Below are 18035 nucleotides of genomic sequence, written 5' to 3' on the forward strand. Positions count from 1 at the left end.
GCCGGCAGGGTGGCGCTTTCAGCCGCCCGCTTCCAGCACCTGACCCTTGCCGCGCCCACGGCCCAGGACATGCAGAAGTTGCGGCAGCGCTTCCTGCAGCGCGGGCTTGAGCGTGTGCGGCGGGTTGATCACGAACAGGCCGCTGGCCAGCAGCCCCGGCCGGTGCACCTCGCCCGGCGTGGGCGGCTGGTCGTCCTGGCCGATGGCCAGGCTGGCGTTCAGCCAGGGCTTGTGCGCCTGGTTGGCCAGCGTCTTGAGGCGGCGCGGCAGGTCGTGCGCCTCGGGCCGCGGGATGATCGGGTACCAGACGGCATAGGTGCCGGTGGCAAAGCGGTGCAGGCTGTCCTTGAGCGCCGCAACCACCTTGCCGTAGTCGCTCTTGATCTCGTAGCTCGGGTCCATCAGCACCAGAGCGCGGCGCGACGGCGGCGGCAAGAGCGCCTTGAGCGCCTCGAAACCGTCGGCCCGGTCCATGGTGACCTGGCGGCCGGCGTCCAGCTGGGCCACGTGGCCGGCCAGCGCCTTGCTGTCGCTGGGGTGCAGCTCGAACAGCTTGAGCTTGTCGCGGGTCTCGGTGCGCAGCAGCCGCTGGGCGAGGAAGGGCGAGCCGGGGTAGACGCGCATCTCGCCCTTGCGGTTGAAGGCGCGCACGTGCTCCAGGTAGTCGGCGATGGCCGGCGCCAGCGGCTGGCCGTCGATGGTGTCGTGCGTGCCCAGCGTCTCGGCGAGCTTGAAGATGCCGTGGCCGGCCTCGCCCGAGGTGCCGGCGTGGTCGCCGTCCAGGCGGTACAGGCCGGCGCCGGCGTGGGTGTCGATCACCCACAGGGCCGTTTCCTTCTGCGTCAGGTGCCGCAGGATCGCGACCAGCGCCACGTGCTTGAACACGTCGGCGTGGTTGCCGGCATGGAAGGCATGGCGGTAACTGAACATGCCCGCAATCGTACCCCCGGCCCACCCAGCCTTGCGGTAAGTCCTTGATTTATCGTAGAATCTCAGGCTTTCCGCAGCGCACAGTGGCCCCGCGACGGAAATTGGAAGTCGCGCGCGGATCCGTCCGGGTGCGACGGGGCAGGCAACTCGCCCCCTCCAGTACACCACCTAAGAGGTTCCCGGCAGAGGAACACCGACCGTGGAAAAGGGCCCTCGAACCATCCTCGAAAGCTATCCATGAAAACGTTCAGCGCCAAACCCGCTGACGTGAAGCACGAGTGGTTTGTGATTGACGCCACCGACAAGGTGCTCGGTCGGGTTGCCAGCGAAGCAGCCCTCCGTTTGCGCGGCAAGCACAAGGCCATCTACACGCCTCACGTCGACACGGGCGACTACATCGTCGTCATCAACGCCAGCAAGCTGCGCGTCACCGGTTCCAAGGAACTGGACAAGATGTACTACCGCCACTCGGGCTTCCCGGGCGGCATCTATTCCACCAACTTCCGCGACATGCAGTCCAGGCATCCTGGCCGCGCGCTCGAGAAGGCCGTCAAGGGCATGCTGCCCAAGGGGCCCCTGGGCTACGCCATGATCAAGAAGCTGAAGGTCTACGGCGGCACCGAGCATCCGCACACCGCCCAGCAACCCCAGCCGCTGGAAATCTGAGGAGCCCTAGATGATTGGTGAATGGAACAACGGCACCGGCCGCCGCAAGAGCAGCGTGGCCCGTGTCTTCCTCAAGAAGGGCAGCGGCAAGATCACGGTCAACGGCAAGGACATCGCACAGTTCTTCGGCCGCCAGACCTCGATCATGATCGCCCGCCAGCCCCTGATGCTGACCAACCACGCCGAGACGTTCGACATCCAGGTCAACGTGCATGGCGGCGGTGAGTCCGGCCAGGCCGGCGCGGTGCGCCACGGCATCACCCGCGCGCTGATCGACTACGACGCGGCCCTCAAGCCGCAACTGTCGGCCGCCGGCTTCGTGACGCGCGACGCCCGCGAAGTGGAACGCAAGAAGGTCGGCCTGCACTCCGCTCGCCGCCGCAAGCAGTTCAGCAAGCGCTAAGCGCCTGCCACCCGTTACAAAGCCGCACAAGTTCGCTTGTTGCGGCTTTGTCGTTTCAGGGCATCCTTGTTCCTAGCTCATGCGTTGGAAGTTGTTGCGCCGCCGGCTGACGATCAGTGCCCCCCAGGTCGCTGTGCGAAGTGCCATGCCCTGGCCCCTGCGCTGGGCCGGCGCCGCCGTCGGGCTGGGCTTCTGCGCCGCCATCTCGCTGTGGGCCTTCGAGAAGGGCAAGGACCTCGCGGGCCTGGACATCGGCGGCGTCCACCAGGAACTGGCCGAGCTGCGCGAAGAGGTGGCCAGGCTGCGCATCGAGCGCGACAAGGCCCAGTCGCTGGTCAACACATCCGGAAGCATGATGACGGCCGAGCGCTCCACCCAGGAGCGGCTCGCGGCCCACATGCGCATGCTCGAGGCCGAGAACCGCGCGCTGCGCGACGACCTCGGCTTCTTCGAAAAGCTCATGCCCGCCAGCGGTGCCGAGACGCTGGCCATCCGGGGCCTGCAGGCCGAGGTGCTGGGCGGCCAGCTGCGCTGGCAGGTGCTGGTCATCCAGCCGGCCAAGCACGCACCGGAATTCCGGGGGCGCCTGCACCTCACCGTCGCCGGTTTGCTCGACGGCAAGCCCTGGACCATGGACCTGCCGGACAGCCCCCACGACCTTCGGTTCCGCCAATACCGCCGTCTGGAAGGCATGGCCAACCTGCCTGAGCAGGCCGTGGTAAAAAACGTGTCCGCCAAGGTGGTGGAAGGTTCCGCCACCCGGGCCGTGCAGAGCATCAAGCTCGGCGGCGCCTGAAACACAACAACGACAGTCCGAGGAGTCCACCATGTTCGGCAAGAAGGCCCAGCCCCCCATCAAGAGCCTGATCGCGCACGGCAGCCGTGTGGAAGGCAACCTGAAGTTCACCGAAGGCCTGCGGATCGACGGCGAGGTGGTGGGCGACATCCGCGCCATGACCGAGGAGCCCAGCATGCTGGTGATCTCCGAGGCGGCCGTGGTGCAGGGCGAGATCCACGCCGACCACGTTATCGTCAACGGGACCGTGCGCGGCCCGATCTTCGCCACCGAACTGCTGGAACTGCAGCCCAAGGCGCATATCGAAGGAGATGTGTCCTACCGGGCCCTGGAGATGCACCAGGGCGCCGTCATCTCCGGTCAGTTGAAACCCCTGGTCATCAGTGAGGAAAAGCCCTTACTGAAGCTGGCGGCAAACAACCAGTAGCCTGAATTCCCGAGCGAATTGCCCTACCATTCGCTCTTCCGAGGAACATCCATGAGCGCAGTAGCCGAAACCGTCCAGACTGAAATGCCCGCCCCGCTGGTCTTCACCGACAGCGCCGCGGCCAAGGTGGCCGACCTCATCGCCGAGGAAGGCAACCCCGACCTCAAGCTGCGCGTGTTCGTGCAGGGTGGAGGCTGCTCGGGCTTCCAGTACGGCTTCACGTTCGACGAGATCGCCAACGACGACGACACGGTGATGAGCAAGAACGGCGTGTCCCTGCTGATCGACGCGATGAGCTACCAGTACCTCGTCGGTGCCGAGATCGACTACAAGGAAGACCTGCAGGGCGCCCAGTTCGTCATCAAGAACCCGAACGCCAGCACCACGTGCGGCTGCGGTTCCAGCTTCAGCGTCTGACGCTCAGGCGGGCCAGATTCCCCCCAGCACACGGGCGCCTCGGGCGCCCGTGGTGCTTTGGAGCTCCAGCTTCTCGCGCAGCACGGTCTTGCGGGCCAGCCAGGCGAAGGCCGTGGCCTCGACCTGCAGCGGCGGCAGGCCGGCATCGGCGCTGGACACCACCTGCGTTGCCGGCAGTTGGGCCTGCAGCCGACCCATCAGGTGCATGTTGAGCGCGCCGCCACCGCAGACGATCAGCCGGCCCAGCCGTGCTTCGTGCCGGAGCACATCGGCGCTGCAGGCGCTCGCCGTCAGCTCGGCCAGCGTGGCCTGCACCTGCTGAGGCGAGAGGGTCGGGAACCCGGCCAGCCGCTGCTGCAGCCAGGCTTCGTTGAACAGGTCACGGCCCGTGCTCTTGGGCGGCGCCTTGGCGAAGAAGGGCTCGGCCAGCAGCGCCTGCAGCAAGCCTGCGTGCGGGGTCGCGCCGGCCGCCCAGGCGCCCTCCGCGTCGTAAGGCTGGCCCCGATGGCGCTGGATCCAGCCGTCCATCAGGCCGTTGCCGGGGCCGCAGTCGAAGCCGAGCATCGTGCCGTCGGCCCGCAGCAGCGTGAGGTTGGAGATGCCGCCGATGTTGAGCACGCCGATCGCCTCGCCCGCGCGGCCGAAGAGGGCGCGGTGGAAGAACGGTGCGAGCGGCGCCCCCTGGCCGCCGGCCGCGACGTCACGCGTGCGGAAGTCCGCGACCACGTCGATGCCGGTGAGTTCGGCCAGCAGGGCCGGCTGGCACAGCTGCACGGTGTAGCCGGTGCCGTCGAACTCCTGCGGCCGATGGCGAACGGTCTGGCCGTGGGCGCCGATCGCGCGAACGCTGCCTGCAGCCACGCCGCTGGCCGAGAGCAGCTCGGCCACGACGGCGGCATAGACCTTCATCAGCGCATTGGCCGCCAGCTCCCCGCGGTGGATCTCGTCGGCGCCCGATCGATTGAGCGCCAGCAGTTCCGCCTTGAGCCCGGGATCGAACGGCGCGCTCGCATGCGCCAGCGCGCGCAGCCCGCCCGAGAAGTCCGCCAGCACGCCATCGACCCCGTCGAGCGAGGTGCCCGACATCAGGCCGATGTAGATCTCGGACACGGCAGGGCCCCGCGGGGGCCTACTCGGCGCTGGCGACGGTGGACGACGCGGCCGTGAGCTGCGCGCGCATCGAACGCGCCAGGCGCTCGAAGTTCGGGCGGGCGGCGGCCGTCAGCGTCACGCCCTGGTGGCGCTTGGCGACCTGGACCGGGTCCTGGTGCACGCCGTTGGAGCGGAACTCGAAGTGCAGGTGCGGGCCTGTGGCCCAGCCCGTCGCACCGACCGCGCCGATGCGCTGGCCCTGCGAGACGTTCTGGTGCGGCCGCACGTCGATGCGGCTCAGGTGGGCGTAGACGGTCAGGTCGTTGGCGTTGTGCTTGACCATGACGACGTTGCCGAAGCCGTTCTGCCAGCCGGCGAATTCGACCGAACCGTCCCCGACGGTGCGCACCGGCGTGCCGCTGGGCGCGCCGTAGTCCACGCCCAGGTGCGCGCGCCAGCGCTGCAGGATGGGATGGAACCGCATCGCGAACCCGCTGGTGACGCGCGAGAACTCCATCGGCGAAGCCAGGTAGGAGCTGGTCAGGCTCTTGCCGTCCAGCGAGTAGTAGCCGCCCTTGGCGCCCGGCTCCTGGAACCAGACGGCGTGCAGGGTCTTGCCGTTGTTGACGAACTCGACCGACAGCACTCGCCCGGTGCGCAGCGGCTCGCCGTCGGCCTCCAGCGCTTCGTAGACCACGCTGAAGCGGTCGCCCTTGCGCAGGCCGCGATGGAAATCGATGTCGGCCGAGAAGATGTCGGCCACCTGGATGGCGATCTCGTCCGGGATGTGCGATTCGTCGACCGCCGCGAACAGGGAAGAGCGGATGGTGCCGCTGCCCAGGCGCACGGCGGCGGCCAGCGGGGCGGTCTCCATGCGGGTGGCGAAGCGGCCGTCGGCGCCGCGTTGCACCACCAGGCGCTTGAAGTTGCCCGAATCGTCGGACACCCAGCGGGCGGTCAGCCCGGCCAGGCCATGTTCGGCGGTGGCTTCGGCGCGCACGGCGCGGCCGGGACGTCCGAGCAGCTGGGTGCGCACCGCGGCGTCCTGCCGCAGGTAGGCGGCCGCCGCTGCATCGCTGACGCCCAGGCGGGCCAGCAGCGATTCCACCGTGTCGGTGGGCCGCACCACGTCGGAGCGGTACAGGTTGAAGACATGGGCGTCGAGCGCCTCGGCCTGTTCGGTGATCGCCGCGGCGGGCTCCACCGCTTCCAGCACTTCGCGCACCGGCAGTGCGGAGGCGTCAGGGCCGAAGGAAGCGACGGCGAAAGCGCCACCGCCGCCGCCCAGGAGCAGGGCGGCCAGAAGGGCGGTCAATTTGCGCGGGTGGTGCTCCAGCACACCGGCCGCGATGGACAGCGCCCGGTCTGCCGCGATCGTCAAAGCGTTTCTTTTCAACCTCAGATCCTCTTGGCTGAGCGTGCCGGCGACGCCGGCAGTGTTGCCCCCCTCGTCGATGGCCGCGATGCCTCTTGCGGGCGTCTCTTTAGAATCAGCCGGCCACTCGATCGGGGCGCCAGTATAGAACGGTGACATCCGGTCGGATTAGTAAAAAACCTAGATGAATCAACAGCTTGTAACAAATACCCACCCCGTCACCGAACGCGTGCAGGAAGCCATGGCGGTGTCGCTGCGGGGTTGCGATGAGCTCATCCCGCGTGAGGAATGGCAGCGCAAGCTTGCGCGCGCCGAAGCCACGGGCGTGCCACTCCGTATCAAGTTGGGCCTTGACCCGACCGCGCCGGACATCCACGTAGGTCACACCGTCGTGCTCAACAAGATGCGCCAGTTGCAGGATCTGGGCCACACGGTCATCTTCCTCATCGGTGACTTCACTTCGATGATCGGCGACCCGTCCGGCCGCAACACCACCCGCCCGCCGCTCACGCGCGAGCAGATCCAGGCGAACGCCGAGACCTACCGTGCCCAGGCCTACAAGATCCTGGACCCGTCGCGCACCGAGCTTCGCTACAACAGCGAGTGGAGCGACCCGTTGGGCGCGCGCGGGATGATCGAGCTGGCCGCCAGGTACACGGTGGCGCGGATGATGGAGCGCAACGACTTCCACGACCGCTTCAAGGCCGGCAACTCCATCTCGATCCACGAGTTCCTCTACCCGCTGATGCAGGGCTACGACTCCGTGGCGCTGAAGAGCGACCTGGAGCTCGGCGGCACCGACCAGAAGTTCAACCTGCTGATGGGCCGCCACCTGCAGCAGGAATACGGGCAGGAGCCGCAGTGCATCCTGACCATGCCCCTGCTCGAGGGCCTCGACGGCGTCGAGAAGATGAGCAAGAGCAAGAACAACTACATCGGCATCACCGAAGACGCCAACACCATGTTCGCCAAGGTGATGTCGATTTCCGACACGCTGATGTGGCGCTGGTTCACGCTGCTGAGCTTCCGGTCCGAGGCGGAGATCGCCGCGCTGCAGAACGAAGTCCGGCAGGGCCGCAACCCGCGCGACGCCAAGGTGATGCTGGCCAAGGAAATTACCGCCCGCTTCCACGACGCGGCCGCGGCCGACGGCGCCGAGCAGGACTTCGTCAACCGCAGCAAGGGCGGCATCCCCGACGACATCCCGGAGGTGGCCTTGTCCGGCGCGCCGCTGGGCATCGCCCTGCTGCTCAAGCAGGCGGGCCTGGCGCCTTCGACCAGCGAAGCCAACCGCCTGGTCGACGGCGGCGGCGTTCGCATCGATGCGGCGACCATCAGCGACAAGGGCCTGAAGCTGGCCGCCGGCACCTACGTGGTGCAGGTCGGCAAGCGCAAGTTCGCGCGGGTGACGCTGGCCTGACGCGTCAGCGCGCGCCGGCCGCCTCCAGCATCTTCACCATCGAGGCATAGCCGCGAGAGCGCGCCAGTTGCAGCGGCGTCTGGCCCTGCCGGTCCGCCAGCTGCAGGTTGGCGCGCGCGTCGATCAGGGCCCGGAGCGTGGCCTGGTGGCGCGGCCCGCCGTCGCCCAGGACGATGGACTCGATCACCGCCGTCCAGTGCAGGTTGTTCACATGGTCCAGCGGAGCGCCGGCCTGGATCAGCTGCCGCACCACGCCGTCGTGGCCGAGGTGGGCGGCGGCGATCAGGGCCGTGCCGTCGTAGCGGCTGGTCACCTGCCTGGCGGTGGCGCCGAGCGAGAGCAGCAGGCGCAGCGTGTCCTCGTCGTCGGCCACCGAGGCGATCGTGACCGCGTCGTAGCGGTCGTTCTCCACCCCGTTCAGGTCGGCGCCGGCCTGGGCGAGCGCGCGGATCGCCTCGCGCTGCCTGGCGAAGGTGGCCACGTGCAGCGCCGTGCGGCCGTGCGCGTCCCGCGCCTGGAGATCCGCGCCGCCGGCGGCGAGCTTGCGGATGGCGTCGGTATCGCCCCGGTGCGCCGCAGCGTGCAGGCCGGTGTAGCGCGCGGCCTCGGCCGCCGTCGGAGCGACCTGGGCCAGCGCCGGCACGACCGCCGTCGCCGCCAGCAGGCCCGCAACGATCCGCCCCAACCACCGACTCGTATCCAGCTTCATCGCCGACGATTCTGGCACGCGCCCTGCAGGACAATCGCACGCATGAGCCTTGCCGATCGCGCCAGCGCCATTCCGCCGCAGACGTGGCTGCGCGTCTCGGTGGTGGTCGCGGTGCTCACCATCGCGCTCAAGACGCTGGCCTGGTGGTTCACCGGCTCGGTGGGCCTGCTGTCGGACGCGATGGAGTCCCTGGTCAACCTGGCCAGCGCCGCCTTCGCGCTGCTGATGGTGCGCGTGGCGCAGCAACCGGCCGACGCCGAGCACCCGTACGGCCACCACAAGGCGGAGTACTTCTCGTCCGCGTTCGAGGGGCTGGCGATCATGGTGGCCTCGGTGGCCATCCTGTGGGCGGCGATCCCGCGCTTCTTCGACCCGCAGCCGCTCGACCAGCTCGGCATCGGCCTGGCGCTGTCCGTTTTGAGCTCGGCCGTGATCGGTGCCCTGGCGTGGGCGATGCTGAAGTCGGCGGCACGGCACCGGTCGATGGCGCTCGAGGGCGATGCGCGCCACCTGCTCACGGATGTCTGGACGTCCGCCGGCGTGGTGATCGGCGTGGGCCTGGTCGCTCTGACCGGCTGGCTGTGGCTGGACCCGGCCATCGCCGTGGCGGTGGCGCTGAACATCCTGCGAGAGGGCGGCCGGCTGGTGTGGCGATCGTCCCAGGGCCTGATGGACAAGCGCGTGGAGCGCGGCGTGCTGCTGGAGATCGAGAAGGTGCTCAAGGAATTCGAGCACCCGACCATCCGCTTCGACCACATCACCACGCGCCGCTCGGGCAGCCGGCGCTTCGTCGACCTGCACATGCACATGCCGGCGCACTGGACGCTGCGGCGGGCGGCGGCCGTGCGCGCATCGGTCGAACAGGCGCTGATGAGCGCCGTCCCGGGCCTGCGCGCCACCATCCAGCTGCTGCCCAGCGACGTGGAAGCGCATTTCGAGGACGAGGAGGACCTGATTTGATCGGACTGGTGCAACGCGTGAGCGAGGCGAGGGTGGTGGTGGACGGCCGGACCCTCGGCGAGATCGGTGCCGGCCTGCTGCTGCTGGTGTGCGCCGAGAGGGGCGATGCCGAGGGGCAGGCCGACAGGCTGCTGGCCAAGGTGCTGAAGCTGCGCATCTTTGCCGACGAGCAGGGCAAGATGAACCGCAGCGTGCAGGACATCGGGGGCGGCTTGCTGGTGGTCAGCCAGTTCACGCTGGCGGCGGACACCTCGGGCGGCAACCGGCCGGGCTTCGGCAATGCGGCGCCGCCCGAGGAAGGGCGGCGGCTCTATGACTATTTCGTGGCGCGTGCGCGAGCGGAACATCCCGTGGTGCAGACCGGCGAGTTCGGCGCCGACATGAAGGTCCACCTGGTCAACGACGGCCCGGTGACCATCCCCCTGCGGATTCAATAGGGGTTGGGAAAACCCAGCGCCCCCATCAGCAGCACCTCCAGCGCCTCCATCTCCAGCGCCTCCCGCTCATCCGTCTCGTGGTCGTACCCCTGCGCGTGCAGCGTGCCGTGCACCAGCAGGTGGGCGTAGTGGTCGGCCAGCGGCTTGCCCTGCTCACGCGCCTCGCGCTCGACCACCGGCGCGCACAGCACCAGGTCGGCGCTGACCACCGGTTCGCGCGTGTAGTCGAAGGTGAGCACGTTGGTGGCGTAGTCCTTGCCGCGGTACTCGCGGTTGAGCGCGCGCCCCTCGTCCTCGCCGACGATGCGCACCGTGATCTCGGCCGGCGCCCGCAGCGCCATCGCCATCCAGCGCCGCACCTTGGCGGACGGCAGCAGGGCGCGGTGCTCGGCGCGCCGGGCGAAGTCGCCGAACTGCAGGTCCAGCTGCAGCTCAGCGGGCCGCATCGCGCTTGCCGGCGGCGTCGTACGCATCCACGATGCGCGCCACCAGCGGGTGCCGCACCACGTCGGCGCTGGTGAACCGCGAGTGGGCGATGCCCTTGACCCGCCTGAGGATGCGCTCGGCCTCCACCAGGCCGGACAGCGAGCCCTTGGGCAGATCGATCTGGCTCACGTCGCCCGTCACCACGCACTTGCTGCCGAAGCCGATGCGGGTGAGGAACATCTTCATCTGCTCGGGCGTGGTGTTCTGCGCCTCGTCCAGGATCACGAAGGCGTTGTTCAGCGTGCGCCCGCGCATGAAGGCCAGCGGCGCGATCTCCAGCGCGTTGCGCTCGAAGGCCTTGGTGACGCGATCGAACCCCATCAGGTCGTACAGCGCGTCGTACAGCGGCCGCAGGTACGGGTCGACCTTCTGCGTCAGGTCGCCCGGCAGGAAGCCCAGCTTCTCGCCGGCCTCCACCGCGGGGCGGGTCAGCACGATGCGCTGCACGCCGCTGCGCTCCAGGGCGTCGACCGCGCAGGCCACCGCCAGGTAGGTCTTGCCGGTGCCGGCCGGGCCGATGCCGAAGGTGATGTCGTGGTGCGCGATGTTGTCCAGGTACACGCTCTGGTTGGGCGTGCGCGCCTTCAGGTCGCTGCGCCGCGTGTGCAGCACCGGCGCGCCTTCCTCGTCCTCATCCATGGCCTGGTCGCCGGCCACCATCAGCTGCACCTTCTCGGGCGAGATGGGACGCTGCGCGATCTCGTAGAGCGCCTGCAGCACCTCCATCGCGCGCTGCGTCTTGGCCTTGGATCCCTCCACCTTGAAGTGTTCCTGCCGCCGGGCGATCTTCACCTGCAGGGCGGTCTCGATGGTGCGCAGGTGTTCGTCGGTGGGGCCGCACAGGTGGGCCAGGCGGGTGTTGCTGGGCGGGGAGAAGGCGTGGCGCAGGATCAAGCTGATAATCCGTGGAGCTCAAGGAGGGCCCGCGAGGGCCGGGACCGGAATGATAGGCAGATTGAACGGAACGCTGGCCGACAAGAACCCGCCGCAGGTGCTGGTGGACTGCCACGGCGTCGGCTACGAGGTCGACGTTCCGATGAGCACCTTCTACAACCTGCCGGGCGTGGGCGAGCCGGTGTCGCTGCTCACGCACTTCGTGGTGCGCGAGGACGCGCAGGTCCTGTTCGGGTTCGGCAGCGCCTCCGAGCGCGAGGCCTTCCGCCAGCTGATCCGCATCTCGGGCGTGGGTCCGCGCACCGCCTTGTCGGTGCTCAGTGGCATGAGCGTGGCCGACATCGCGCAGGCCGTCACGGCGCAGGACGCCAGCCGCCTGGTCAAGGTGCCGGGCATCGGCAAGAAGACCGCTGAGCGCCTGCTGCTCGAACTCAAGGGCAAGGTCGGCGCCGACCTGGGCACTCCCGCCGGCGGTGCCCCCGCCAGCGATTCACAGGCCGACATCCTGCAGGCGCTGGTCGCCCTGGGCTACAGCGACAAGGAAGCGCAGGCCTCGCTCAAGGCGCTGCCGCAGGACGTGGGTGTGAGCGAAGGCATCAAGCTGGCGCTCAAGGCCCTGGCGCGGTGACCGGCCGATGACGATCAAGACCGACGACTTCGGCCTGCCGCCCCCGCAGCGCGTGGTGTCCGCCGCGCCCGCGTCGCCCAACGAGGAGGCGATCGAGCGGGCCCTGCGCCCCAAGCTGCTGGCCGAGTACGTCGGCCAGGCCAAGACGCGCGAGCAGCTGGAGATCTTCATCGGCGCGGCCAGGAAGCGCGGCGAGGCGCTCGACCACGTGCTGCTGTTCGGCCCGCCGGGCCTGGGCAAGACCACGCTGTCGCACATCATCGCGCACGAACTGGGCGTCAACCTGCGCCAGACCTCCGGCCCGGTGCTGGAAAAGCCCAAGGACCTGGCGGCGCTGCTGACCAACCTCGAGAAGAACGACGTGCTCTTCATCGACGAGATCCATCGCCTGTCGCCGGTGGTCGAGGAGATCCTGTACCCGGCGCTGGAGGACTACCAGATCGACATCATGATCGGCGAGGGCCCGGCCGCCCGCTCGATCAAGCTGGACCTGCAGCCCTTCACCCTGGTGGGCGCGACCACCCGCGCCGGCATGCTCACCAACCCGCTGCGCGACCGCTTCGGCATCGTGGCGCGACTGGAGTTCTACACGGCGGAAGAGCTCACCCGCATCGTGCGCCGCAGCTCATCGCTGCTCGACGCGCCGATCGACGACGAGGGCTCGGTGGAGATCGCCCGCCGCTCGCGCGGCACGCCCCGCATCGCCAACCGCCTGCTGCGCCGCGTGCGTGACTACGCCGACGTCAAGGGCACCGGCCGCATCACCGAGGACATCGCGCACAAGGCCCTGGCCATGCTGGACGTGGACCCGCAGGGCTTCGACGTCATGGACCGCAAGCTGCTGGAGGCGGTGATCCACCGCTTCGACGGCGGCCCGGTCGGCCTGGACAACATCGCGGCCTCGATCGGCGAGGAGCGCGACACCATCGAGGACGTGATCGAGCCCTACCTCATCCAGCAGGGCTACCTGCAGCGCACGCCTCGCGGGCGCATCGCCACGCTCGCGGCCTTCCGGCACATGGGGGTGGCTCCGCCGCGCAGCGACGGCGAGCTGTTCGGCGGCTAGACGCTCGCGGGCGCGAGTCGCGCCGCAGCCGGCGTGCCGGACAGCGCGGCCCGAGCATGGGTCGCGATCAGGATCTGCGCGACGTAATACGTCGCCAGCACCCAGAACTGCGCCATCGGCAGCGGCTGCCAGAAGCGGTTGAGCGCCAGCAGCGAGTCGCTGGCCATGAAGAACACGGCGCCGACAGCCACGGCCAGGGAAGGCGCGTCCTTCAGCACCGCCGCGCGGCCGATCGCCTGGGCGGCCATGGCGGCGATCACGACGACGTAGGCCGCCACCGCCCCCTTTAGCACCGTATCCAGGCCCGGGAACAGCACGGCGTACATCGCCGCCCCCACCCCCAGCGTGGCCGCCAGCGCCGCCGGGCGCGGCAGCCAGCCGGCGCCCTGGCGCAGCAGCGCCAGGTAGCACAGGTGGGCCAGCAGGAAGGCGACCAAACCGCCGATGAAGCGGCCGGGCAGCATCAGCAGCACGTCGCCCACCAGCGAGCAGGCCAGCCCGGCGATGAGCAGGGCGGCGAAGCGCCCGGACCCGCCTTCGCGCGCGCGGCCGGCGACGAGCGCGATGGCCAGCACCATGGTGAGCGGCTTGAACACGCGGTGCAGTTCCGGCAGGCCGACCGCCGCCGTGGCGGTGGCGAGCGCGGCCGATTCGATCAGCAGCACCTGCAGGATGCCGATGCGGCCCTGCATCAGGGCGCCCACCGACCACAGCGCCGCAGCCAGCACGGCCAGCCACACCGAGCTGACCGACAGCGGCGTGCTGTCCGCATGCCAGAGGAACACCGAGACGCCGGCCAGCAGCGCCAGGAACTGCAGGCCGCCGAATGCGGCGACGGCCCTGGACATCGGCGGGTGGAAGCGCTCCATCCGCGCGACGTCAAAGGGCGGCCGGGGAAAGCGCTGCGCCACGTCGGCCGGACGCCAGCCGGGCGGCTTGAACCACACGCGCAGCTTGTCCGGCCAGCGCTTCGCATGCCAGCTGTCGCGGGCCAGCGCCCAGTAGACCTCGGCGTTGGACCACAGCGGGTCCCAGCTGTTCAGCGGGCTGCGGGTGCCGTAGACGCACTTCTCGTCTTCTTCCCTGAAGCTGCCGAACAGGCGGTCCCAGACGATCAGCACGCCGCCGTAGTTGCGATCGAGGTAGCGGTCGTTCACCGCGTGGTGCACGCGGTGGTTGGAGGGCGAGCAGAACCAGCGGTCGAACCAGCCCAGCTTGGGGACATGCTCGGTGTGGACCCAGAACTGGTAGAGCAGGTCGATCAGCGCCACCACGCCGAACACCAGCGGCGGCACGCCGGCGATGGCCATCGGCAGGTAGAAGATCCAGCCGAGCAGCGCGCCGGAGGAGGTCTGGCGCAGCGCGGTCGACAGGTTGTAGTCCTGGCTCTGGTGGTGCACCACGTGGGCGGCCCAGAAGATCGCGCACTCGTGGCCCGCGCGGTGCAGCCAGTAGTAGCAGAAGTCGTAGAACACCAGCGCCAGCAGCCAGCCGTACCACGACATCCAGAAGGCCTCGTTGTGCCACACGGCCACCCAGCCGTAGACGGCGGTGTAGAGCCCGACGCGGAAGAGGCGGGTGAAGATGGCCGTGAGCTGGCTGAGCATGCCCAGCCCGATGCTGTTGACGGCGTCGTTCAGCCGGTAGGTGTTGCGACCCCTGGCCCAGCCCCACGCGAACTCGATCGCGATCAGCAGGAGGAAGACGGGGGTGGCGAGGACGATGACCTGGCTGGGCGACATAGGCGCGGATTGTCCCGCCGGCCCATCCGCGCGCAGCTTCGGCGGAACCCTGAAGCGGGAGTCACTCGACGCCGGTCAGGTCAGCGCCCCGCGCGCATCCACCCGCAGGATGCGGTCCACCTTGCCGTTCACCAGCCCGCCGCGCACGACGATCAGGTGGTCGTGCAGGTTGACCGTGGGATCGCAGTGCCCCGGGATCAGCCACAGCACCCGTCCGATCTCCGGCAATCGGTTGCCGGCGGCGGGGCGCAGGATGCCGTGCTCGTCGCCGCCGTTGGCGTACTCCAGCTCGGGATCGCCCTCCAGCCGATGCACCATGGGCAGCCCCGAATCGATGGCGTGGCTCTTGTGCCCGGCGTCGCACACCGCATGCTGCGGCCCGGCGCTCATCACCTGGGTCTTGACGAACAGCGCGTGCTCGAAATGCGGCTGGGCCGGATCGCGCTCGTTGCGGGCGTAGTCGGCGTCCATGAACAGGAAGGAGCCGGACTGCAACTCGCCGTACACGCCGCTGGCGGCCTCGCAGACCATGCTGCCGGTGCCCGCGCCGGTGACCAGGGGGACCTTCACGCCCTCGTCCTCGATCAGCTTGCGCGTGGCGGCCGCATCGCGCACGACCTGGGCGATCACCTCGCGCCGCTCCTGCGGGTTGCGGATGTGCTGGGCGCGGCCGTGGTAGGCCTGCAGCCCGGCGAACCGCAGGGCCGGGTGCTTGCGGATCTCGTGCACCAGCGCAACGGCGGGCCGGCCGGGCGCCACGCCGCAGCGGCCGTGGCCGACGTCGATCTCCACGAACACGTCGATCACGGCGGAGCGGCCGCCGTCGCGCCGCGCCTCGTTCATCGCCTGCCCGAGGCGCTCCACGCCTTCGCGGCTGTCGACGGCGATCGCGAGCTGGCCGCCTTCGTCGGCCAGCCGGTGCGCCAGCTGCGCCACGCGCGCCAGCTTCTGCGGCGCGATGACCTCGTTGCTGATGTAGATGTCGCGCACGCCGCCGGCCGCCATGGCCTCGGCTTCGGCGGTCTTCTGCACGCAGACACCGACGGCCCCCGCCTGCACCTGCAGCCGGGCGATGGCCGAGCACTTGTGCATCTTGGCGTGCGGCCGCCAGCGGATCTCGCGCTTCTTCGCGAACTCGGCCATGCGGTTCAGGTTGCGCTGCATGGCATCGAGGTCGACCACCAGGGCCGGCGTGTCGATGGCGGCGACCGGCTGGCCGACCAGCTGCTTCAGGGGATCGCTAAGCGGTGGTTTCGTCTGCCGGAGCATTCGCGTCGTCGAGGTGCTGGGTGTCGGACCAGCCGACGAGGGTGAAACCTTCCGGCGTCCAGAGCAGCCGGTTGATGGCGCCGTTGGGAAGCTCCCAGGTGCGCGGTGCGTTGACTTCCTGCCGGGTGGCGATGCGGTACAGCGCGTCCAGCACGCCGCCGTGCGCCACCACCACGATCTGCTCGCCCGGGTGCCGGGCCGCCAGCTCGTGCAGCGTGCGCATCACCCGCTCGCGCAGCTCGATCAGCGACTCGCCGCCCTCGGGCGGCTGCCACTCGGGGATGCGCTTGCGCCAGTTGTGCGCGTGCTCGGGCCAGGTCTGGTGGATCTCGTCGAAGGTCTTGCCTTCGAACATGCCGAAGCAGCGCTCGCGCAGGCCCTGGTGGGGGATGACCTCGCTGCCGCTGACCTGCGCGATGGAACGCGCGGTTTCGTGCGCCCGCTCCAGGTCGCTGGTGTAGACGGCGGTGATGGGCTCGCCCGCGAGGGCCTCGCCCACGCGGCGGGCCTGCCAGCGGCCGGTGTCGTTCAGGCCGATGTCGGTCTGGCCCTGGATCCGCGCATCCACGTTCCACGAGGTTTCGCCGTGCCGGACGGCGATGATGCGGGTGGCTTCCATGCGGCGGATTCTAGGCAAGCGATCTCAGCCTGCCGCACCGCCTCGGTTGCCAAATGTCAACGGGCGGGCGCGGAAGCCGGGGCCGCGGGGACCGCCGATGGTTGTGGAGACGCCGCTGGAGCCGCCGCCTGGGCTTGCTTGGTTTCGCCGCCCAGCTGGATGTTCACCCGCCGCACGCCCTGCGGCGGGGTGGGGAAGCCTTGCAGGGCCGCGTCGAACATCGCGGGCAGCACGACGGCATTGTCGAGCCAGGGGCCATCGCTGGCGGCGCGGGTCTCGTACACCACCTGGTTGCTCGACTTGTCGCGCACCAGCACCGCGACCTCGCGCTGGAACCAGGCCTGGTCCGAGCGCGGCAAGATCGGGCCGCCCCAGCCCAGGCCCATCCGGTGGCCGTGCGCGAAGTGGCCGCCCCAGCCGCCCCAGCCCCACGAATCCCAGGGGTCGTACCAGGGCGAGAGCACCCGCTGCACCCGCGCCGACACCTGCACGGCGTAGCGCGGCGACGCGTCGTCGCGGCGCAGCCCCGCCTTGAACAGGGCCGGGTCGGCCAGCGACTCGACCTGCGCCTGCGCCGGCTGGTTGGCCTGCGATGGAAGGCGCTCGAAGGTGAAGGTGGGGTTGGCCGGCAGCGACGGCAGTCCGGAGAAGGACTGGACATTGTTTTCCAGCAGGTAGGTCCCGCAGCCCGTCAGCAGCGCGGCGGCCAGGGCCGCAACGGTGACGATGCGCGACGGTGGGCGCTTCATGGTGGAGCTGACGACGGCGGGTGGATCAGAGCTTGACGACCGACAGGCCCGGCAGCGTCGGCGGCGCCGTGAAGTCCTCCGTGTCGAAAGCCTTGTCGCCGTCTTCGCTGGCCACGCCCGTGGCCGAGAGACCCTTGAAATCGTAGAGCGTTCCGTCGCCCAGGTGCGAAGGGACGACATTCTGTAACGCGTTGGCCATGTTCTCCAGGCGGCCCGGGTGCTTCTTCTCCCATTCGCGCAGCATCGCGCCGACCTGCTTGCGCTGCAGGTTCTCCTGGCTGCCGCACAGGGTGCAGGGGATGATGGGGAACTGGCGGTGCTCGGCCCAGCGGATCAGGTCCTTCTCGGGCACGTAGGCCAGCGGCCGGATCACCACGTGGCGGCCGTCGTCGCTCACCAGCTTGGGCGGCATGCCCTTGAGCTTGCCGCCGAAGAACATGTTCAGGAAGAACGTCTGGAGGATGTCGTCGCGGTGGTGGCCCAGCGCGATCTTGGTGGCCCCCAGCTCGTCGGCCACGCGGTACAGGATGCCGCGCCGCAGCCGCGAGCACAGGCTGCACATCGTCTTGCCCTCGGGGATCTTGTCCTTGACGATGGAGTAGGTGTCCTGCTCCTCGATGTGGAACGGGATGCCCAACGCCTTGAGGTAGTCGGGGAGCACGTGCGCCGGGAAGCCGGGCTGCTTCTGGTCGAGGTTGACGGCCACGATGTCGAACGACACCGGCGCGCGCTGGCGCATCTTGAGCAGGATGTCCAGCAGGCCGTAGCTGTCCTTGCCGCCGGACAGGCACACCATGACCTTGTCGCCTTCCTCGACCATGGCGTAGTCGCCGATGGCCTGGCCGACCAGGCGGCACAGGCGCTTTTCGAGCTTGTGCGTCTCGCGCTCGATCTTCAGCGAGCGGGCCAGGGGTGCGGGTTCGGCGTCGATCCAGACTGCGGACATGATC

At 69.4% G+C, this 18035-nt stretch carries 21 protein-coding genes; 10 read left to right on the plus strand and 11 right to left on the minus strand.

Annotated elements, in window-relative coordinates; translation table 11 throughout:
* Positions 1–18 precede the first annotated feature (18 nt).
* Positions 19–930, minus strand: a complete 912-nt coding sequence (locus tag ASG30_RS16485) for a 23S rRNA (adenine(2030)-N(6))-methyltransferase RlmJ (protein WP_055899165.1) — start codon at positions 928–930, stop codon at positions 19–21.
* A 237-nt stretch (positions 931–1167) separates the two neighbouring features.
* Here ASG30_RS16485 and rplM point away from each other — a divergent pair, with 237 nt between their 5' ends.
* From rplM to erpA, 5 genes are all read left to right on the plus strand, one after another.
* Positions 1168–1596, plus strand: a complete 429-nt coding sequence (gene rplM / locus ASG30_RS16490) for a 50S ribosomal protein L13 (protein ID WP_055899168.1) — start codon at positions 1168–1170, stop codon at positions 1594–1596.
* Positions 1597–1606: 10 nt separating this feature from the next.
* A complete protein-coding gene (gene rpsI, locus ASG30_RS16495; RefSeq protein ID WP_055899171.1) occupies positions 1607–1999 on the plus strand; it encodes a 30S ribosomal protein S9 in 393 nt (130 codons plus the stop codon).
* Between the two features lie 79 nt (positions 2000–2078).
* Positions 2079–2795 carry a DUF6776 family protein gene (locus tag ASG30_RS16500; RefSeq protein ID WP_055899174.1) on the plus strand — a complete coding sequence of 239 codons (717 nt, stop codon included), beginning with the start codon at positions 2079–2081 and terminating at the stop codon, positions 2793–2795.
* A gap of 31 nt (positions 2796–2826) precedes the next feature.
* On the plus strand, positions 2827–3222 hold the full coding sequence (locus ASG30_RS16505) for a bactofilin family protein (RefSeq protein WP_055899177.1): 396 nt from the start codon (positions 2827–2829) through the stop codon (positions 3220–3222).
* Between the two features lie 51 nt (positions 3223–3273).
* A complete protein-coding gene (erpA, locus tag ASG30_RS16510) occupies positions 3274–3639 on the plus strand; it encodes an iron-sulfur cluster insertion protein ErpA (RefSeq protein ID WP_055899180.1) in 366 nt (121 codons plus the stop codon).
* Positions 3640–3642: 3 nt separating this feature from the next.
* On the opposite strand, the gene ASG30_RS16515 is transcribed toward erpA, so the two are convergent.
* Both ASG30_RS16515 and ASG30_RS16520 read right to left on the minus strand, forming a co-directional pair.
* Positions 3643–4749 carry an anhydro-N-acetylmuramic acid kinase gene (locus ASG30_RS16515; RefSeq protein ID WP_082522156.1) on the minus strand — a complete coding sequence of 369 codons (1107 nt, stop codon included), beginning with the start codon at positions 4747–4749 and terminating at the stop codon, positions 3643–3645.
* A 19-nt stretch (positions 4750–4768) separates the two neighbouring features.
* The gene (locus ASG30_RS16520; RefSeq protein WP_055899183.1) at positions 4769–6112 is read right to left on the minus strand and encodes a M23 family metallopeptidase; all 1344 of its coding nucleotides are present in this window, start codon (positions 6110–6112) and stop codon (positions 4769–4771) included.
* A 178-nt stretch (positions 6113–6290) separates the two neighbouring features.
* On the opposite strand from ASG30_RS16520, the gene tyrS reads away from it, so the two are divergent.
* Positions 6291–7526, plus strand: coding sequence for a tyrosine--tRNA ligase (tyrS, locus tag ASG30_RS16525; RefSeq protein WP_055899186.1), 1236 nt, complete (start codon positions 6291–6293; stop codon positions 7524–7526).
* 4 nt (positions 7527–7530) lie between these two features.
* Here tyrS and ASG30_RS16530 read toward each other — a convergent pair whose 3' ends face one another.
* Positions 7531–8235 (minus strand): ankyrin repeat domain-containing protein, encoded by a 705-nt coding sequence (locus tag ASG30_RS16530; RefSeq protein ID WP_055899189.1) that lies wholly within the window; start codon positions 8233–8235, stop codon positions 7531–7533.
* Between the two features lie 42 nt (positions 8236–8277).
* Between ASG30_RS16530 and ASG30_RS16535 the strand changes: the two genes are divergently transcribed.
* Both ASG30_RS16535 and dtd read left to right on the plus strand, forming a co-directional pair.
* Entirely contained in the window at positions 8278–9195 is a 918-nt protein-coding gene (locus ASG30_RS16535) for a cation diffusion facilitator family transporter (RefSeq protein WP_055899192.1), read from the plus strand.
* A complete protein-coding gene (gene dtd / locus ASG30_RS16540; protein ID WP_055899195.1) occupies positions 9192–9632 on the plus strand; it encodes a D-aminoacyl-tRNA deacylase in 441 nt (146 codons plus the stop codon). The genes ASG30_RS16535 and dtd overlap by 4 nt, the downstream gene beginning before the upstream one ends.
* Here the strand turns inward: dtd and ybeY are convergent.
* Both ybeY and ASG30_RS16550 read right to left on the minus strand, forming a co-directional pair.
* Entirely contained in the window at positions 9626–10078 is a 453-nt protein-coding gene (gene ybeY / locus ASG30_RS16545; protein ID WP_055899198.1) for an rRNA maturation RNase YbeY, read from the minus strand. The two genes, dtd and ybeY, sit on opposite strands and share 7 nt — an antisense overlap.
* The gene (locus ASG30_RS16550) at positions 10065–11012 is read right to left on the minus strand and encodes a PhoH family protein (protein ID WP_055899201.1); all 948 of its coding nucleotides are present in this window, start codon (positions 11010–11012) and stop codon (positions 10065–10067) included. The genes ybeY and ASG30_RS16550 overlap by 14 nt, the downstream gene beginning before the upstream one ends.
* Positions 11013–11061: 49 nt before the next feature.
* Between ASG30_RS16550 and ruvA the strand changes: the two genes are divergently transcribed.
* The gene (gene ruvA / locus ASG30_RS16555) at positions 11062–11640 is read left to right on the plus strand and encodes a Holliday junction branch migration protein RuvA (RefSeq protein ID WP_055899204.1); all 579 of its coding nucleotides are present in this window, start codon (positions 11062–11064) and stop codon (positions 11638–11640) included.
* A 7-nt stretch (positions 11641–11647) separates the two neighbouring features.
* Entirely contained in the window at positions 11648–12706 is a 1059-nt protein-coding gene (gene ruvB, locus ASG30_RS16560; RefSeq protein ID WP_055899208.1) for a Holliday junction branch migration DNA helicase RuvB, read from the plus strand.
* Here ruvB and ASG30_RS16565 read toward each other — a convergent pair.
* The 5 genes from ASG30_RS16565 to ttcA form a co-directional block, all read right to left on the minus strand.
* Entirely contained in the window at positions 12703–14448 is a 1746-nt protein-coding gene (locus ASG30_RS16565) for a lysoplasmalogenase family protein (protein ID WP_055899211.1), read from the minus strand. The two genes, ruvB and ASG30_RS16565, sit on opposite strands and share 4 nt — an antisense overlap.
* 75 nt (positions 14449–14523) lie before the next feature.
* Positions 14524–15717, minus strand: coding sequence for a DSD1 family PLP-dependent enzyme (locus ASG30_RS16570; RefSeq protein WP_055899214.1), 1194 nt, complete (start codon positions 15715–15717; stop codon positions 14524–14526).
* The gene (locus ASG30_RS16575; RefSeq protein WP_055899216.1) at positions 15689–16336 is read right to left on the minus strand and encodes a histidine phosphatase family protein; all 648 of its coding nucleotides are present in this window, start codon (positions 16334–16336) and stop codon (positions 15689–15691) included. The genes ASG30_RS16570 and ASG30_RS16575 overlap by 29 nt, the downstream gene beginning before the upstream one ends.
* Before the next feature lie 56 nt (positions 16337–16392).
* A complete protein-coding gene (locus ASG30_RS16580) occupies positions 16393–17085 on the minus strand; it encodes a DUF4136 domain-containing protein (protein WP_055899219.1) in 693 nt (230 codons plus the stop codon).
* Between the two features lie 25 nt (positions 17086–17110).
* Positions 17111–18031 (minus strand): tRNA 2-thiocytidine(32) synthetase TtcA, encoded by a 921-nt coding sequence (ttcA, locus tag ASG30_RS16585; protein WP_055899222.1) that lies wholly within the window; start codon positions 18029–18031, stop codon positions 17111–17113.
* Positions 18032–18035 lie beyond the last annotated feature (4 nt).

It is taken from the genome of Ramlibacter sp. Leaf400, from assembly GCF_001424545.1.
In the GTDB taxonomy this organism is placed as follows: domain Bacteria; phylum Pseudomonadota; class Gammaproteobacteria; order Burkholderiales; family Burkholderiaceae_C; genus Ramlibacter.

Coding starts and splice junctions, on each gene's coding strand:
- ASG30_RS16530 (WP_055899189.1), bottom strand. CDS start 8,235: ATGAAGCTGGATACGAGTCGGTGGTTGGGGCGGATCGTTGCGGGCCTG.
- ASG30_RS16570 (WP_055899214.1), bottom strand. CDS start 15,717: ATGCTCCGGCAGACGAAACCACCGCTTAGCGATCCCCTGAAGCAGCTG.
- rplM (WP_055899168.1), top strand. CDS start 1,168: ATGAAAACGTTCAGCGCCAAACCCGCTGACGTGAAGCACGAGTGGTTT.
- ASG30_RS16575 (WP_055899216.1), bottom strand. CDS start 16,336: ATGGAAGCCACCCGCATCATCGCCGTCCGGCACGGCGAAACCTCGTGG.
- rpsI (WP_055899171.1), top strand. CDS start 1,607: ATGATTGGTGAATGGAACAACGGCACCGGCCGCCGCAAGAGCAGCGTG.
- erpA (WP_055899180.1), top strand. CDS start 3,274: ATGAGCGCAGTAGCCGAAACCGTCCAGACTGAAATGCCCGCCCCGCTG.
- ASG30_RS16500 (WP_055899174.1), top strand. CDS start 2,079: ATGCGTTGGAAGTTGTTGCGCCGCCGGCTGACGATCAGTGCCCCCCAG.
- ASG30_RS16505 (WP_055899177.1), top strand. CDS start 2,827: ATGTTCGGCAAGAAGGCCCAGCCCCCCATCAAGAGCCTGATCGCGCAC.
- ruvB (WP_055899208.1), top strand. CDS start 11,648: ATGACGATCAAGACCGACGACTTCGGCCTGCCGCCCCCGCAGCGCGTG.
- ruvA (WP_055899204.1), top strand. CDS start 11,062: ATGATAGGCAGATTGAACGGAACGCTGGCCGACAAGAACCCGCCGCAG.
- tyrS (WP_055899186.1), top strand. CDS start 6,291: ATGAATCAACAGCTTGTAACAAATACCCACCCCGTCACCGAACGCGTG.
- ASG30_RS16565 (WP_055899211.1), bottom strand. CDS start 14,448: ATGTCGCCCAGCCAGGTCATCGTCCTCGCCACCCCCGTCTTCCTCCTG.
- ttcA (WP_055899222.1), bottom strand. CDS start 18,031: ATGTCCGCAGTCTGGATCGACGCCGAACCCGCACCCCTGGCCCGCTCG.
- ASG30_RS16485 (WP_055899165.1), bottom strand. CDS start 930: ATGTTCAGTTACCGCCATGCCTTCCATGCCGGCAACCACGCCGACGTG.
- ASG30_RS16580 (WP_055899219.1), bottom strand. CDS start 17,085: ATGAAGCGCCCACCGTCGCGCATCGTCACCGTTGCGGCCCTGGCCGCC.
- ASG30_RS16535 (WP_055899192.1), top strand. CDS start 8,278: ATGAGCCTTGCCGATCGCGCCAGCGCCATTCCGCCGCAGACGTGGCTG.
- ybeY (WP_055899198.1), bottom strand. CDS start 10,078: ATGCGGCCCGCTGAGCTGCAGCTGGACCTGCAGTTCGGCGACTTCGCC.